General features: G+C 73.9%; 13 protein-coding genes. 3 read left to right on the top strand and 10 right to left on the bottom strand.

What is annotated here, in order from left to right:
- Nucleotides 1-4: 4 nt before the first annotated feature.
- From cobA to cobC, 3 genes are read right to left on the bottom strand one after another with little or no spacing between them, the layout of a single operon-like run.
- Nucleotides 5-1,243 (bottom strand): uroporphyrinogen-III C-methyltransferase, encoded by a 1,239-nt coding sequence (cobA, locus tag ACMCNO_RS09005; RefSeq protein WP_412748948.1) that lies wholly within the window; start codon nt 1,241-1,243, stop codon nt 5-7.
- The gene (gene cobT / locus ACMCNO_RS09000; protein ID WP_412748947.1) at nt 1,240-2,295 is read right to left on the bottom strand and encodes a nicotinate-nucleotide--dimethylbenzimidazole phosphoribosyltransferase; all 1,056 of its coding nucleotides are present in this window, start codon (nt 2,293-2,295) and stop codon (nt 1,240-1,242) included. The genes cobA and cobT overlap by 4 nt, the downstream gene beginning before the upstream one ends.
- The gene (cobC, locus tag ACMCNO_RS08995; RefSeq protein ID WP_412748946.1) at nt 2,292-3,356 is read right to left on the bottom strand and encodes an Rv2231c family pyridoxal phosphate-dependent protein CobC; all 1,065 of its coding nucleotides are present in this window, start codon (nt 3,354-3,356) and stop codon (nt 2,292-2,294) included. The genes cobT and cobC overlap by 4 nt, the downstream gene beginning before the upstream one ends.
- An 84-nt stretch (nt 3,357-3,440) precedes the next feature.
- Here cobC and ACMCNO_RS08990 point away from each other — a divergent pair, with 84 nt between their 5' ends.
- Nucleotides 3,441-5,621, top strand: coding sequence for a transglycosylase domain-containing protein (locus ACMCNO_RS08990; protein ID WP_412748945.1), 2,181 nt, complete (start codon nt 3,441-3,443; stop codon nt 5,619-5,621).
- Nucleotides 5,622-5,674: 53 nt separating this feature from the next.
- On the opposite strand, the gene ACMCNO_RS08985 is transcribed toward ACMCNO_RS08990, so the two are convergent.
- Both ACMCNO_RS08985 and ACMCNO_RS08980 read right to left on the bottom strand, forming a co-directional pair.
- Nucleotides 5,675-6,283, bottom strand: a complete 609-nt coding sequence (locus ACMCNO_RS08985) for a TIGR03086 family metal-binding protein (RefSeq protein ID WP_412748944.1) — start codon at nt 6,281-6,283, stop codon at nt 5,675-5,677.
- A gap of 75 nt (nt 6,284-6,358) precedes the next feature.
- Nucleotides 6,359-7,972: a cobyrinate a,c-diamide synthase gene (locus tag ACMCNO_RS08980; protein ID WP_412748943.1), complete on the bottom strand. Its 1,614-nt coding sequence runs from the start codon at nt 7,970-7,972 to the stop codon at nt 6,359-6,361.
- 209 nt (nt 7,973-8,181) lie between these two features.
- On the opposite strand from ACMCNO_RS08980, the gene ACMCNO_RS08975 reads away from it, so the two are divergent.
- Complete coding sequence (locus ACMCNO_RS08975) at nt 8,182-9,081, top strand: SURF1 family protein (protein ID WP_412748942.1); 900 nt, start codon at nt 8,182-8,184, stop codon at nt 9,079-9,081.
- A 19-nt stretch (nt 9,082-9,100) separates the two neighbouring features.
- Nucleotides 9,101-9,559, top strand: coding sequence for a hypothetical protein (locus tag ACMCNO_RS08970; protein ID WP_412748941.1), 459 nt, complete (start codon nt 9,101-9,103; stop codon nt 9,557-9,559).
- Here the strand turns inward: ACMCNO_RS08970 and ACMCNO_RS08965 are convergent.
- The 5 genes from ACMCNO_RS08965 to ACMCNO_RS08945 all read right to left on the bottom strand — a co-directional run bounded on the left by ACMCNO_RS08965 (nt 9,532) and on the right by ACMCNO_RS08945 (nt 15,530).
- Nucleotides 9,532-11,085 carry an ATP-dependent DNA ligase gene (locus tag ACMCNO_RS08965; protein WP_412748940.1) on the bottom strand — a complete coding sequence of 518 codons (1,554 nt, stop codon included), beginning with the start codon at nt 11,083-11,085 and terminating at the stop codon, nt 9,532-9,534. The genes ACMCNO_RS08970 and ACMCNO_RS08965 overlap by 28 nt on opposite strands.
- Before the next feature lie 160 nt (nt 11,086-11,245).
- Nucleotides 11,246-11,452 (bottom strand): hypothetical protein, encoded by a 207-nt coding sequence (locus tag ACMCNO_RS08960; RefSeq protein WP_412748939.1) that lies wholly within the window; start codon nt 11,450-11,452, stop codon nt 11,246-11,248.
- Nucleotides 11,453-11,464: 12 nt separating this feature from the next.
- Nucleotides 11,465-12,982 (bottom strand): FAD-dependent monooxygenase, encoded by a 1,518-nt coding sequence (locus ACMCNO_RS08955; protein WP_412748938.1) that lies wholly within the window; start codon nt 12,980-12,982, stop codon nt 11,465-11,467.
- A 1-nt stretch (nt 12,983) separates the two neighbouring features.
- Entirely contained in the window at nt 12,984-14,333 is a 1,350-nt protein-coding gene (locus ACMCNO_RS08950) for a dipeptidase (protein WP_412748937.1), read from the bottom strand.
- Between the two features lie 120 nt (nt 14,334-14,453).
- Nucleotides 14,454-15,530, bottom strand: a complete 1,077-nt coding sequence (locus ACMCNO_RS08945; RefSeq protein WP_412748936.1) for a M48 family metallopeptidase — start codon at nt 15,528-15,530, stop codon at nt 14,454-14,456.
- Nucleotides 15,531-15,566: the final 36 nt, after the last annotated feature.

Below are 15,566 nucleotides of genomic sequence, written 5' to 3'. Positions count from 1 at the left end.
ACGCTCAGGCGAGCGCGGTGACCACGTCGCCGATCACCACCACCGCCGGGGGCCGGATGCCCGCCTCGGTGACGGCGTCCGCGACCTCGCGGAGCGTGCTGCGCAGCACCCGCTGGGCGTCCGTGGATCCTTCCTGGACGACCGCGGCCGGGGTGTCCCCCGCGCGGCCCTCGGCCAGCAGCCGGGCCGCGATCCGGGGCAGGTTCTTCAGGCCCATGAGCACGACGAGGGTGCCGCGCAGCCGGGCCAGCGCCGCCCAGTCGACCAGTGAGCTGGGATCATCCGGCGGCACATGCCCCGAGACCACGGTGAACTCGTGCGCGACACCGCGGTGGGTGACCGGGATGCCGCCCAGCGCCGGGGCGGCGATCGAACTGGTCACGCCGGGCACCACGGTCACCGGCACGCCGGCCTTGGCGCACGCGACGACCTCCTCGCCGCCGCGCCCGAACACGAACGGGTCGCCGCCCTTGAGCCGTACCACGAACCTGCCCGCCTGAGCCCGCTCCACGAGGATCCGGTTGATCTCCTCCTGCGCGGCGGCCGGGCCGTACGGGATCTTGGCGGCGTCCACGAACTCGACCTCGGCACGCAACTCGCCCAGCAGCATGCCGGGCACGAGCCGATCGGCGACCACCACGTCCGCCGCGGCCAGCAGGCGGCGACCCTTGACCGTGATCAGCTCCGGGTCCCCCGGTCCGGCGCCGACCAACGCGACGTGCCCGCCGACGGTCACCGGCCCGTCCCCGGCCGCGGTGACCGGCCCGGGCGCCGCACCGGCCGCCGCGGCCAGTGGGCCGTCCTCCAGCGCGGCCGCCACGATGTCCCGTACGGCCAGGGCGCGGCGGCGGTCACCGTCGTCCGTGACCGCGACCGTCACCGCGCCGTGCCGGGTCACCGCGGGGGTCCAGGCGGTCGCGGCGGTCCGGTCGTCGGCCCGCACACAGAACACCCGGGCCCGCTCCGCGGCCTCACTGACCTGCGCGGCGGCCACGGGATCGTCCACCGCCACCTGGATCAGCCAGGCGCCGTCCACATCGGCCGCGGCGAACCGGCGCGCGTGCCAGGTCACCCGTCCCGCGTCGGCGTGGGCGCGCAGCGCCGGGGTCAGCTCGGGGGCGACGACCTCCACCCGGGCGCCCGCCGCCAGCAGGGCGGGCACCCGCCGGGTGGCGACCGCGCCGCCGCCGACGACCAGCACCCGGCGGTCGGTCAGGCGCAGCGCGAGCGGATAGAGGTTCACTTCTCCGAAACCCCCGCCGAATCGAAGGTGGCCACGTCGTGCAGCACCCGCACCGCGGCGGCCACGACCGGCAGCGCCAGCACCGCGCCGGTGCCCTCGCCGAGGCGCAGGCCCAGATCCAGCAGGGGCGACAGGCCCAGGTGGGCGAGGGCCACCGTGGCGCCCGGCTCGGCGGAGCGGTGCCCCGCGACCATGGCGGCCACCGCGTCCGGCGCGAACGCCGCCGCGGCCAGCGCCGCCGACGCGGCGATGACGCCGTCGACGATGACCGGCACCCGGCGGGCCGCAGCGCCCAGCATGAACCCGGCCAGCGCGGCGTGCTCCAGCCCGCCGACCGCGGCCAGCACCCCGAGCGGGTCCGCCGGGTCGGGGTCGTGCCGGGCCAGCGCGGCGGCGACCACCGCGACCTTCCGCGCGTACGTGGGATCGTCCACTCCGGTGCCGCGACCGGTCACCGCCGCCGCGTCCGTGCCGGTGAACGCCGCGATCAGCGCGGCGGCCGGGGTGGTGTTGGCGATGCCCATGTCCCCGCCGATCAGGCAGGCCGCACCGCCGTCGACCAGCGCGGTAGCGACCCGGATGCCGACCTCCACGGCGGCGCGCGCCTCGTCGCGGGTCAGGGCCGGCTCCACCGCGAGGTCGCGGGTGCCCCGGCGCACGTTGGCGTCCAGCAGATTCGGGGCGTCACCCGGCACCGGAGCCTGCACGCCGACGTCGACCACGAGCACGTCCGCTCCGGCTTGCCGGGCGAACGCGTTGACCACGGCCCCGCCCGCGAGGAAGTTCGCCACCATCTGCGCGGTGACCTCCTGCGGCCACGGCGTGACCCCCTGAGCGTGCACGCCGTGGTCCCCGGCGAACACCGCGACACTCGCCGGGTGCGGCAGCGGGGGCGGGCAGCCGGCGGCCAGCCCGGCCAGCCGTACCGAAAGATCCTCCAACGCGCCCAGCGAACCCGCCGGCTTCGTCAGGCGGGCCTGCAGGTCGCGGGCCGCGGCCATGGCCGCGGGGTCCGCGGGCGCGATGGCCGCCAGCGTCGTCTCCAAGGTCACTGTCGCTCCTTCAGCACGTCGTTCAGGGTCGCGATGAACGCGTCCGTGGTCGCAGTGTCGCGCACGGCCACCCGCAGCCAATCGGCACCCAGCCCCGGAAACGTGTCGCCACGCCGCACCGCGTAACCGCGTCTGCGCAGCTCAAGACGCACCTCGGCGGCGCCGGGCAGGTGTACGGCGACGAACGCGCTCGCCGGGTGGCCAGCAACAGTGACCTGCGGCACGTTCCCCAGCCCCGCGACCAGGTGATCGCGCTCGGCGGCCAGCTCCGCGGCGATGCGGCGTTCCGCGGCGACCGCCACCGCCGAGGCGCACGCCGTGGCGGCGGCCAGGGCCGGGGTGGACACCGCCCACAGCGGCTGCGCCGCCGCCAGCCGGGGCAGCAGATCGGCCGGGCCGAGCAGGTAGCCGATGCGCAGCCCGGCCAGCCCCCAGGTCTTGGTGAGGCTGCGCAGCACCACCAGGCCGGGCACATCCCGGCGCCCGGCCAGGGACTCCGGCTCCCCCGGCACCCCCGCCCGGTACGTGGTGTCCGCGAACGCCTCGTCGACGACGAGGACCCGGCCGGGCCGGGCCAGCGCCGCCACGTCCGCCGCCGGGTGCAGCACCGAGGTCGGGTTCGTGGGATTGCCCACGAAGACCAGGTCGGCGTCGGCGGGCACCCGCGCCGGGTCGAGCCGGAAGCCGTCCGCCGGGGACAACAGCACCCGCTGGACCGCATGCCCGGCGTTGCGCAGCGCCGCCTCCGGCTCGGTGAACTGCGGGTGCACCACCACCGGCCGCCGCGCCCCGCGCAGCGCCTGCGCCAGCAGCACGAACGCCTGCGCCGCGCCCGCGGTCAGCAACACCTCGGCCGGGTCACGGCCGTGCCGGGCCGCGACCGCGGCGGTGGCCTCGGTGGCGTCCGGGTACGCGGCCAGCCGGGTCAGCGACTCGGTGATCGGCTCGGCCAGCCAGGCGGGCATCGGCTGGCGCCGCACGTTGACGGCGAGGTCGATCAGTCCGGGTGCCACCTCGGCGTCACCGTGGTGCCCGAGGCTGTCCTCGATCGGCTTCGTCACCGCCCCAGCATGCCGGATGTCGATCAGCCGCTCACTTCGGCCGTTCCGTACAAACATGAGAGTTTTTGCCATACCTTCGGAAACGTGCTGCGCAGCCGTCTCGCCGCCGCCGTGCGGGTCACCCCACTCGTCCGTGCCGGGCTCATCGCGGGTCTCGTCGTCGCGGGCCTGGTGTTCCCCATCGCCGCGATCGCGGGCCTCGGGGCCCGGGAGGGCACCCACGCCCTGGAGAGCATGTCCGACGAGCTCACCGTCGTGCCGCCCGCCCAGACCTCGTACGTCTACGCCAACGACGGCCGGACCCTGCTCACGATGTTCTACGAGGAGCACCGCAAGCCGACCAAGATCGCGGACATGTCGCCGTACATCGTGCAGGCCATCGTCGCGGCCGAGGACACCCGGTTCTACCAGCACCACGGCGTCGACCCCAAGGGCGTGGTCCGCGCGTTCGTCGCCAACCAGCAGGCGGGCGGCGTCTCGCAGGGCGCCTCGACGCTCACCATGCAGTACGTCCGGATGGCGCTGCGCGACGGCGCGAAGACCCCGCGGGAGGCGCTGGCCGCCACCGAACAGACCACCGCCCGCAAGCTGCGCGAGATGCGGCTCGCCATCGAGCTGGAGAAGCGCGTCTCCAAGCAGGAGATCCTCGAGCGCTACCTGAACTCGGCGTACTTCGGCCATCGCGCGTACGGGATCTTCTCCGCGTCGCAGATCTTCTTCTCCACCACGCCGAAGAACCTGACCCTGACCCAGGCGGCCACGCTGGCCGGGCTGGTGAAGGCGCCCAGCGCGTACGACCCGGCGAGCCGGGACCGGCAGGCCGCCACCGACCGGCGCAACTACGTGATCGACCAGATGCTGAAGATGGGCACGATCACGGCCGACCAGGCCGCGGTGGCCCGGAAGTCCCCCATCGACCTGCGGCTGACCACACCACCCAACGACTGCGTGAGCATGGGCAAGGGGCACAACAACTGGGGGTTCTTCTGCGACTACCTGCGTACGTGGTGGCAGGAACAGCCGGCGTTCGGCGCGAACCCGATGGAACGCGAGGAGAATCTCCGGCGCGGCGGCTACCGGATCGTCACCACGCTCGACCCGCGGATCCAGGCGTCGGCCCTCAAGCACGTCCTGCAGAAGGAGCGCCGCCGCAGCCCGTACGCCCACGGCGAGGTGCTGATCGAGCCCGGCACCGGCCGCATCGTCGCGATGGCGGTGAACCGGAAGTACTCGCTGGACCAGCGCCACAACGGCGAACACAGCGATCCGGCCAAGCGGCGCGCCGGGCTCAAGGGAAACTATCCCAACACGGTCAACCCGCTGCTGGGCGGCGGAGACATGGCGGGGTACCAGGCCGGCTCCACCTTCAAGATCTTCACCCTGGTGGCCGCGCTGAGCCGGGGCATGCCGCTGTCCACATCGATCAAGGCCCCGCAGAAGTACGTGTCCCGGTACCTCAGCACCCCCGGCCGCGCCAGCTGCGGGCGGTTCTGGTGCCCGCAGAACGCCAGCAAGTCGATGAGTGGCCAGCAGACGATGTGGAGCGGGTTCGGTAAGTCCGTCAACACCTACTTCGTCCAGCTCGAGGAGCGGGTCGGCGCCCGCAGCGCGGTCCGGATGGCCGAACGGCTCGGCCTCAAGTGGCGCACCGACGTGGACCGGACGCTGGCCAGCCCCGCGCACGCGAACGGCTGGGGCGCGTTCACCCTCGGCGTCAGCGACGTCACCCCGGTCGAGATGGCCAACGTGTTCGCCACGGTCGCGGCCGAGGGCAGGTACTGCGAGCCGATCCCCGTACGCAGCATCGACGACCGCGACGGTGCCGACGTGGTGTTCGCGGGCCAGCCGGTCGCCGCGCCGCGCTGCCACCAGGCCATATCCCGGGCGGTCGCCCGGGCCGCCACCGACGCCGCCCGCTGCGTGACCGGCTACGGCGCCGCCCGCGGCAGCTGCGGCGGCTGGCAGACCTCACCGATGGTGTACGCCACCATGGGCCGGCCGGTGGCCGGAAAGAGCGGCACGACCGACAGCAACCGGACCGCGTGGTTCTGCGGGTTCACCCCGCAACTGGCGGCGGCGGCCTTCGTCGCCGATCCCGACAATCCCAAACACTTCGTGGGCGCGGGCCGCGGCACGATCTCGAAGTTCACCGTGGCCCAGACGCTGCGCGACGCCCTCGAGGGGCAGCCGAAGCTGACCTTCAACCCGCCACCGGACCGCCTGGTGTACGGACCCCGGATGGCCCAGCGGCTGCGGCACTTCTGATCGCGGCACTTCTGATCGGGGCACTTCTGATCGCGGCGCGACGCCTCGCCGGGTCAGGCCGCGTCGCGGGTCGGGCGACCGCGGTGCCGGCCGCCCGGATGCCACTGCGGGTCGCGACCCGTCAGCCCGACCACCTGCGCCAGCAACGCCGGCTCGTCCTCCAGATCTGCGGTCAGCGGCGAGCGGTCCGGCCGCCGCGGAGCGAGGAACCCGACGAGCGCCACCAGGCTGCGCGGATCGGCGGCGAAATCCTGCCCGGTCGCCCGGGCCAGGTCCCAGCCGTGGGTGATCAGCTCGTTCATCGCGGCCATCGCCACCACCCGCGCAGGCGCGCTCGCGCCACCCGACAGCGTGCTGCCCACCCAGGCCGCCGGGTCCTTCCACGCGGTCGCCAGCTCCTCCAGCAGCATCGGCAGCCGGCTGCGCCAGTACGAGGGCAGGTGCGCGGCTGACGGCTCCCGGGTCAGGTCCGCCGGGTCGGACTGCCTGCGGGCCGCCCGGACGTACCCGCCGGTCACCGTCATGAGGTGATCCAGCAGGTCACCCACCGACCAGCCATCGCACGGCGTGGGCGCGGTGAGATGGTCATCGGTGACGCCCAGCAGCAGCGCCCTCAGCTGGCGAACCGGCGGGTCGAAGTCGAGCGGCACACGCGTGGTCACGATCGTCCTCCTCCGGTCACCGGGGACGCTGCTGGAGGCTCCTCACGTTACGGAAACCCCCCGACATCCGCTGCCTCAGGCGGTACCACCAGTCACGATCACCGTGTCAGCTTCGACGTCCGGCGCCGCGGCCGGGAGCGGCACCACCGCGCGTCCGGCATGTGGCACAGCCATCTGGGGCTGGACCGCATTCCCCGTCGCGGGCGGCGACACGACCGGGTGCACCTCCGTCTGGGGCGCCCGGGACTGAGCCGCCGCCACCATGCGGCGGGCGATCTCGGGCGCGGCCACCCAGTGCAGGCCCAGCTGCGACGCGTGCACCTGCCGCCACACGAACCCCTCGGGGTTGCCGCCCGCCCAGGTCCAGGCCGCGGCCTGGCCCGCCCGGGGGGTCACGAGCGCGCGGTGCTGCTTGTATCCCGTGATCCGGGCGCCCGCCGGGGCCAGCACCGACGCCGTCGGCGCGGTCGCCTCCCGGTACCCGGCGACGGTCTGCTCGGCCGTCGTCGCCGAGGCGTCGAGCACCCCGCACATCGGGCGCCCGTCCAGGTCACGTCCCAGCCAGGGCAGGCCCACCCCCTCCGCGACGACCGGCCATCCGTCGTAGGCGAACTGGGCGACCAGGTCGCACAGCCGGCGATTGGCGGACAGCTCCTCCGCGTACGCCTCCGGCAGGGCGGCACCGATCATCAGACCCCGTACCCCGGCAGGCAGTTCCTCGTCACGCAGCGGATCGAAGACCGCCACGTCCGCACCCGCGGCCGTGAGCAGCTCCGCGTTCTCCACATACGTGTACGGGGCGCCCGGCCCGCCGGCCAGCGCGATCACCGGGCGGCCGTCCCTGGCCGGGGCCGGGTCCGCGCCCTCCCCCGATGGCCACGCCGGGACCGCCTCCGCCGATGACCACGCGGCGGCCGGGTCCCCGGATGACCACGCAGGAACCGAGGTGGCCAGGGCCTCGCCCGGTGACCAGATCGGGCCCGGCAAGGCGGGCGCCGAACCGGCGAGGGCGAGGAGGCGGTCCAGGTCCAGCGCCGCGCTGACGGCTTCGCCGAGCCGGCGCACCGCCCGGGCGGCATCGACCGACCGGTGCGCCACCGGCACCGGCCCCTGCCCCCGGGCGGGCAGCACCGCGGGCAGGTCGCCCCGGCGCAACGCGCCCAGCACCGGCATGCCGATGTCGTCGAGAGCGGTCCGCAGGATCTGCTCATGGCGCGGCGAGGCGACGCGGTTCAGGATCACACCGCCGAGATGCACCATCTCGTCGAACATCCGGAAGCCGTGCACCAGCGCGGCGATCGAATGGCCCATCGCCGCCACGTCCACGACGAGCACCACCGGGGCGCGCAGGGCCGCCGCGACCGCCGCCGTACCGTCGATCTCGGGCTGGCCGGTGAGACTGTCGAACAGACCCATGGCGCCTTCGACCACGGCGAGATGCGCACCGGCCGCGCCGTGCCCGAACAGCGGCGCCATCAGATGCCCGCCGACCAGGCGCGGGTCCAGGTTGCGCCCGGTCCGCCCGGCGGCCAGACCGAGGTACGCGGCATCGGTGTGGTCCGGGCCCACCTTGAAACCCGCCGCGGGCAGGCCCCGGGCAGCCACGGCCGCCAGCAGCCCCACGGCGATCGCCGTCTTCCCGTGCCCGGACGAGGGGGCACTCACGACAAGGCGCGGCTGGGCGGTCATCAATGGCACTCCCGACGATTACGGTTTCGGCGTCGACGTGCTAGTGACCGCCGGCGTTCGCACCCTACCCGCCGCCCGCCACGGGTCGCCGCCTGCGCGGGCCGCCGCGCCGCTCACCCCGAGCTCCGGGGGCGCACGCGTGAGTCCCGGCTCACCACGTGGCGGCGCCGCCGAGGTGGGCGCCCGGGGGCGCCCGGTAGCCTCGTGGTGTGTACCGGTTCCTGCTGACGCCCCGCTGGCTGGCCGCCGCGGCGCTGACCGTGGCGGCCGCGGTGGTGATGGTCTTCCTCGGTAACTGGCAGCTGCACCGGTACCACGAGCGCAGCGCGATCAACGCTCGCATCGATGCCGCGGACTCCGCCGCGCCGACGTCGCTCACCTCCGTACTGGCCACGCCCACCGCCCCCGGCGCCGCGGGTCCCGGCCCGGGCGAGGACCTCGCCTGGACGAAGGTGACGGTCACCGGCCGTTACGACCCGGCGCACGAGATCCAGGCGCGCGGGCGCACCGTCGACGGTGAGGTCGGCTTCGAGATCCTCACCCCGCTGGTGCTGGCGGACGGTACGGCGGTGCTGGTGGACCGCGGGTGGATCCCGCCCGCCCCCGGTGGTGCCATCGCCGCGCCGACCGTCCCGCCCGCCCCCGGCGGGCAGGTCACGGTCGTCGGCCAGGTGCACCGGTCGGAGAGCCGCGCCACCCCGGTCGAACACCGCGACGGGCGCCTGGACACCCGGCGCATCGCGGTGCCCCGGCTGGCGGGTCAACTGCCCTACCCCGTGTACGGCGCGTACGTCCTGTTGACGGAGCAGACGCCGCCGGTGGACAAGGCCTTCGCGCGGATCCCCATCGAGCACGAGGACGCGTGGCAGAACGGTGGGTACGCGGTCCAGTGGTGGCTGTTCGCCGTGATGGCGCTGTTCGCGTTCGGCTGGCAGGCACGCAAGGAGGCGCGCGGCGAGACGGACGGGACCCCGCGCGCGGAGGACCGGATCGCGAAGGACCGGGTCGCGGAGGCCGACCGTCACCGGGTCGCGGAGGCCGACCGTCGCCCGGGCGCGGAGAGCGGGGACCGGGTCGAGGACCACGACCGGCGCCAAGCCGCGACCTGATCCCGGCTAGGGTGCGAACGTGACCTCCACCCCGGACTTCCCGCCCGGTCAGGACCCCTGGAGCGCCGGTCAGGACCCCACGCGCGGACTGCCCGCGCCGCTGGTTCCCGCGTCCCCCGCCGTCCCAGGGCCGGTCGTCGTGCAGATCGGCGATCTCGCCGTCACCTCGACCGTCGTGCACACCCCGGCCGGGGACATCCCGTTGGCGGGCTCGACGTGGCAGGTCAACGACTACTGGCACAACGAGCAGAAGATCCCCACCTGGGCCATCGTCGCGGCCATCGTCGGATTCTGTGTGCTGACCGTGTTCAGCCTGCTGTTCCTGCTGGTCAAGCAGACGGTGCCGCGCGGCACGGTGCAGGTGACAGTCACCAACGGGCCACGCCAGTACGTCTCCCGCATCCCGGTCACCCACCAGGATCAGGTCTCCTTCATCCACCAGCAGGTCAACTACGTGCGGTCGCTGGCCGCGTTGTAGCCGCCGATCTGGCGCACCATGTCGATGGTGTCCGCCTCCTCCGCCCGCTTGTCGTCGCGGTAGCGCAGCACCCGCGCGAAGCGCAACGCCACTCCGCCCGGGTAGCGCGGCGACGCCTGCACCCCGTCGAACGCGATCTCCACCACCTGCTCCGGCCGGACCGTCACGACCCAGCCGGAATCCTCCACAGCCAGCTCGGTGAACCGTGCGGTCTGCCAGCGCAACAGCTCGTCGGTGAGACCCTTGAACGTCTTGCCGAGCATCACGAACCCGCCCGTGCGCGGATCCCGGGCGCCCAGGTGCAGGTTGGACAGCCAGCCCTGGCGCCGACCGTGGCCCCACTCCACCGCGAGCACGACCAGATCGAGGGTGTGCCGCGGTTTCACCTTCACCCACGCGGAACCGCGGCGGCCCACGTCGTACGGCGCGTCGGGGGCCTTGACCACGATCCCCTCCTGACCGGCGGCGAGGGACGCCGCGAACGCCTCCAGGCCCTGCTCGTCGGTCTCCACGGTGCGCCGGCCCACGATCAGCTCGGCGGGCAAAGCGTCGGCCAGGGCCGCCCACCGCTCCCGCCCGGGCTCGTCGAGCAGGTCCACACCGTCGAGGTGCAGCACGTCGAAGAAGTACGGCGCGAGCGCGGGCTCCGCCGACGGCCCGGCGGCGCGGCGTGCGCCCCGGGTCGCGGCCCGGCTCGAGGTCTCCTGGAACGGTCGCGGGCGCCCCTGCGCGTCGAGCGCCATCGCCTCGCCGTCCAGGACCACCTCGCGCAGGGGCAGCGCGCGGACCGCCGCCACGACCCCGGGCAGCCGGGGGGTGATGTCGTCGAGGCTGCGGGTGAAGACCGCGACCTCGTCACCCGAGCGGTGGACCTGGATCCGGATCCCGTCGAGCTTCACGTCCACCGTCGCCGGTGCCCCGGTCGCCAGCAGGGCCGCGGAGACGTCCGGCGCGCTGCTGGCCAGCATCGGGCTCAGCGGGGTGCCGACCCGCAGGTGGATATCGGTCAGGGCGGGCGCGCCGCCGGTGAGCGCGGCGACCGCGACCGTCTTGAGGTCGCCGCAGAGCAGCAGCGCCCGGCGCACCGCGGTCGGCGGCACCTCGGCGGCCCGGGCGATCGCGTCGGCCAGCAGCCCCGCCTGCGCGCCCTGGCGCAGCTCGCCACCGAACAGCCCGACGAGCAACCGTTGCTCGTCGGCCGTGGCCGCGGCGAACAGGGCGCCGAGCAACTCGCGGCGACGAGCCTGCGATCCGGCGCCGGAGACCACCGCTAGCTCCGCGATGGCGGCGTCGACCTGGGCCACCGTGAGGCTGGGCTCGGCCGCCGGCGGCGGACGGTCGCGCAGGCTCGCATATCCCACGCCGGTCTGGCGCTGACGCAACTCGCCCGCCAGATACGCCGAACCGGGAGCGAGCTCACCGGGGTCGAGGCGGCGCAGGGCCTCAGCCAGCAGGTCGATCTTGGCCTTCCGGCCCGAGGTGGCAGCGACGGCTGCCGAGGTGGCTGCCAGATCCGAAAACCGCACGGAAATCATCCTGGCAGCCACCTCCGACATTCCGGGCCAGGTCACGACCGGCTCCCCCGTGAAGCCTCCGCACCCCGCCCGGCGCTCCGCCCACCCGATCAGGCGACCAGATCCGCAGCCCGCCCGCTCAGGCGGCGACAAGCTCCGGTGCCCTGCCGACTCAGGCGGCCATCGGCTCCGCGACGCGGAATCCGCGGGCGCGGACAGCATCGGCGAGGCGGCTCAGCTGGGCGTCGACCTCGCACAGTGCGGCGGACAGTTCCTGCAGGTGGTTCGTGAGGGCGGTGTCGTCCCATGCGGAGACGTCGACGTCTCCCAGTGCGCTGACCGCGGCACGCAGCCGCGCGATCGCGTCATTCGAACTCATGTTCGAATCCTATCAGGACGCAGGGTCGCGACCCAGCCACCTCACCCGATCCGGTGGGCGCGCCGCGGCGAAGATCGCTTCCGCGGTCTCTGGCGTCGCCTCGGCGGCCACGAAACCATCCGGGCGGACGAGATACAGCCGACCCGGGCGCAGCAGCGTCTGCGGCGCGGCCGGGAAGATGTGCACCGGCAGACCCAGGTCGGGCAGCGTGGCCGCGTCGACCCCGCCGTACGCGTGCACCTGCCACTCCACAGTGCGCAATACGTCGAAGTTGCCGCCCGCCCACGGCAGTCGCCGCCCCACCACCGGGTCACGGCGGCCACCGGCACGGTCCTTCGCGTCCGGGTCCATCCAGTAGTGGATGCGCAGCTGGCCCACGTACCCGAACAGGCGGGAGCCCACGGACGCCTGCGGCAGGGTGCGCACCCCGACCGGCGCCAGCAGCGGCACCACGGCCCGGCGCAGCGCGCGAGCCGCGAACCGCTGGGAGGTGATGGCGCCGAACAGCCGGTCCGTGGTGCGGACCAGCACGCGGGCCACCGGGCGCCGCTCGGCCTCGTACCGGTCCAGCCAGTCGTCTCCGGCCCGGCCGTGCACCACGTCGGCCAGCTTGAACGCCAGGTTGTGCGCGTCCTGCAGGCCGGTGTTCATGCCCTGGCCGCCGACCGGTGAATGCACGTGGCCGGCGTCGCCGGCCAGGAAGAACGGCCCGTCGCGGAAGGTCGCCGCGACCCGGTGGTGCACCCGGTACGTGGCGAACCAGCGCGAATCGCCGTACGTGACGGCGAAGCCGGTCTTGATCCGGTCCCGGGCGTCCTGCTCGGTCACCTCACCGTCGCCGTCGGTGTCGCGGGCCAGGCCGATGAGCCGCCAGTTGCCGCGCCCGGTCATCGGGAAGCCGAGCAGGAACTCGTCCCCGCCCGGCCGCACGTTGACCGCGCCCTCGACCAGCCCGCCGACGGCGGTCGCGTCGATGACGTAGAACCGGTGCGGGTTGGTGACGCCCTCGAACTCGATGCCCCGCTCGCGGCGCACGATCGAGTTCGCGCCGTCCGCACCGACGCAGAACCGGGCCCGGATCGTGGTGTCCCCGGTGCTCGCCTCGACCCCGCCGTCGCGTTCGGCCAATGTGGTGAGCCGCTCGCCCCAGCGCACGTCGCCGCCGAGCTCGCGCAGGTTGGCGTACAGGATCTGCTCGTTGCGGCTCTGCTCCAGGATCTCCAGGTACGGATGCGGGGTCAGGCCCTCGCCAAGCGCCCCGAGCGGGATGCGGCCGAACACCCGGTCGCCGAAGCCGGGCGCGAGCGCCGCCGCCCGCTGGGCCGCCGCGAGTACGGTCTCGCCGAGGCCGAGCTGGTCGTACACCTCGAGACTGCGCGCCTGCACGACCAGCGCCCGGGACTCGCGGGTAGGCCCGGGCTTGCCGTCCACCACGACGACCCGCACGCCGAGCTTGACCAGCCAGTTCGCCAGCATCAGGCCGGTGGGACCGGCGCCGACCACGAGCACGTCGCAGCTCAGCTCGGCCATGTCAGCGCCCCAGGGCCGCCACGTTGCGCAGCAGCAGCGCCTCGGCGAGACACACCCGGGCGAACTCGCCCAGATGCAGGCTCTCGTTGGGGCCGTGCGCCGCCGAGTGCGGATCCTCGACGCCGGTGACCAGGATCGCGGCGCCGGGGAACAGCTCCTGGAACGTGGCGATGAACGGGATCGACCCGCCCATCCCCATGTCGACCGGGTCGGCGCCGTCCCACGCGGCACGGAAGGCGGCACGGGCCGCGTCGTACCGGGGGCCGGACGCGTCGATCACGCATGGCGCGCCGTCGCTCTCCAGCGTCACCTCGACCTGGGCTCCCCACGGCACGAACTTCTCCAGGTGGGCGCGGACCGCCGCATAGGCGGACTGAGGGTCGTCGCCGGGTGCCAGCCGGATGCTCAGCTTCGCCTTCGCCGACGGGACGAGCGCGTTCGCCGCGACCGCCGTGCCGGGGGCGTCGATGCCGAGGACGGCGATCGCCGGTTTGGTCCAGATCCGGTCCGTGATCGTGCCGTGCCCGACCAGCCGGACCCCGTCGAGGATGCCGGACTCGTGCCGGAACCGGTCCTCGGGGTAGTCGACCGGCGCGCCCTCGCGGCCCACCAGGCCGTCCACCGCGATCTCACCCCGGTCGTCGTGCAGGGTGGCGATGAGCCGCGCCAGCACGGTCAGGGCGTCCGGCACCGGACCGCCGAACATGCCACTGTGTACGGCGTTGGCCAGCGTCCGCACCTCGACGAAGCAGTTGACCAGGCCGCGCAGGGAGGTGGTGAGCGCCGGGACACCGACGTCCCAGTTGGCGGAGTCGGCGATCACGATGACGTCGGAACGCAGCAGGTCCCGGTGGGTTTCGAGCAGTTCGTCGAGGGTTTCGGAGCCGTATTCCTCCTCGCCCTCCACGAACACCACGACACCCACGGGCAGGTCGTCCCCGTACGCCCGCAGCGCTGCGATGTGCGCCATCACGCCCGCCTTGTCGTCGGCGGCGCCGCGGCCGTACAGGCGGCCGTCGCGTTCCACGGGCTCGAACGGATCGCTGTGCCACAGCGCCGGGTCGCCGACGGGCTGCACGTCGTGGTGCGCGTAGAGCAGCACTGTCGGGGCGCCCTCCGGGGCGGCCTTGCGGCCGATCACCGCGGGCTGGCCCGCGCCCCGCACGATCTGCACCTCGAGGTCGCATCCGCGCAACAGCTCAGCGACCGCTTCGGCGGACCGCTCGACGTGGCTGTGGTCGAACCCGTCGAACGCGATGCCGGGGATGCGGACCAGCCGCTCCAGGTCGGCACGGACTCCGGGCATCTCCCGCGCGATGGCGGCGCGCAGATCGTCCTCAGAAAGGCTCATGCCCGAATGCTATGCCGCGGGCCCGCGGCCGGGGCGACGCCCACCCCACATCGTCCGCGGCGGTTCCGGGCGTGAGTTCTGCGACGGCTCCAGGGGTCAGTTCTGCGACGGTTCCGGGAGTCAGTTCTGCGGTGGTTCCTGGGCGTCGTCACCGCCGCGGGCCCGGCCGGCCGCGGCCGCCCATGCGCGGGCCCGGCCGGCCGCCGATCCGGCCAGATCCGCCGCCCCGTCACCCAGCTTGCGCAGCAGCCCGACCAGCGGATCCTCGGAGTTGCTGAATGCCTCCCGGTAGGAATCCGCGGCGGCCTTGACGTCCGCGGTGACCGACGCGTCGGCGTCGTCGGCGCGGCGCGGATACTCCCCACCGAGGATCCGCGCGTACGCGCCGGAGTCGATCCACCGGCGCAGCTCCGCGGCCCGCGCCACGGGCACCGGATGGGTGCTCCACGCGGTCAGACCGATCTTGTGGATGCTGTCGCGCAGATCCCCGCCGCCCGCGTACTCCCCCGCCTGCTCCAGGAACGCCGCCGTGTCGATCTGCGACAGGTCCCCACCCCCGGCAAGCTTCATCAGCAGCCGCAGCGACGCCGCCGGATCCTGACCGGCCAGCAACCCCGCCCGGTCCGCGGACAGCTCCGCCTTGCGCCACCACTCGTACATCGCGGCCATGATCCCGCGCAGCGCGATCGCGCCGACCGGCAGCCAGGACAGGCCGGCCGCCCAGCGCGTGAGGATCATCATGATCGTCCGATACACCGCGTGGCCGCTGCGGACGTGTCCCAGCTCGTGCCCGAGCATGGCGCGCAGCTCGTCGTCGTCGAGTCGCTCCACCGCGGCTGTCGTGATCACCACGAACGCGCGGTCCATGCCGATCGCCTGGCCGTTGATGATCGGGGACTGGTGCACATACAGCTCGGGCAGCTCGGTGACGTCAAGGGCGCTCGCCGCCTCGGCGAACCGCTGGTAGACCCGCGGGTACTGCCGGTGGTCGACGCGGATGGCCCCCGCCAGGTACGACAGGCGGAAGCCGCGCTCGTTCCACATCCCGAAGAACGTCTTCACCAGGTCGTCGAACCCGCGCAGCTCGCGCAGCGCGGTGAGCGCGCCCCGGTCTGCCGGGTGCTCCCACGCCCGCGAGCTGATCCCGGTCAAGGTGACCCGGCTTCGCACGGGACGGCTCTCGTCCTCGGTCGTCATCGTCAACCCCGCTCTCGCCGCTGGAGACAAACCATT

This window comes from Krasilnikovia sp. M28-CT-15 (assembly GCF_047159595.1).
Taxonomy (GTDB): Bacteria; Actinomycetota; Actinomycetes; order Mycobacteriales; family Micromonosporaceae; genus Actinoplanes.
Note: the sequence above shows the minus strand (reverse complement) of the source record. Positions and strands in the feature narration are given on the sequence as shown.

Bases quoted from the DNA above. Each gene is read 5' to 3' on its own strand.
- ACMCNO_RS08980 (WP_412748943.1), bottom strand. From the start codon at position 7,972: ATGACCGCCCAGCCGCGCCTTGTCGTGAGTGCCCCCTCGTCCGGGCAC.
- ACMCNO_RS08960 (WP_412748939.1), bottom strand. From the start codon at position 11,452: ATGAGTTCGAATGACGCGATCGCGCGGCTGCGTGCCGCGGTCAGCGCA.
- ACMCNO_RS08955 (WP_412748938.1), bottom strand. From the start codon at position 12,982: ATGGCCGAGCTGAGCTGCGACGTGCTCGTGGTCGGCGCCGGTCCCACC.
- ACMCNO_RS08950 (WP_412748937.1), bottom strand. From the start codon at position 14,333: ATGAGCCTTTCTGAGGACGATCTGCGCGCCGCCATCGCGCGGGAGATG.
- ACMCNO_RS08945 (WP_412748936.1), bottom strand. From the start codon at position 15,530: ATGACGACCGAGGACGAGAGCCGTCCCGTGCGAAGCCGGGTCACCTTG.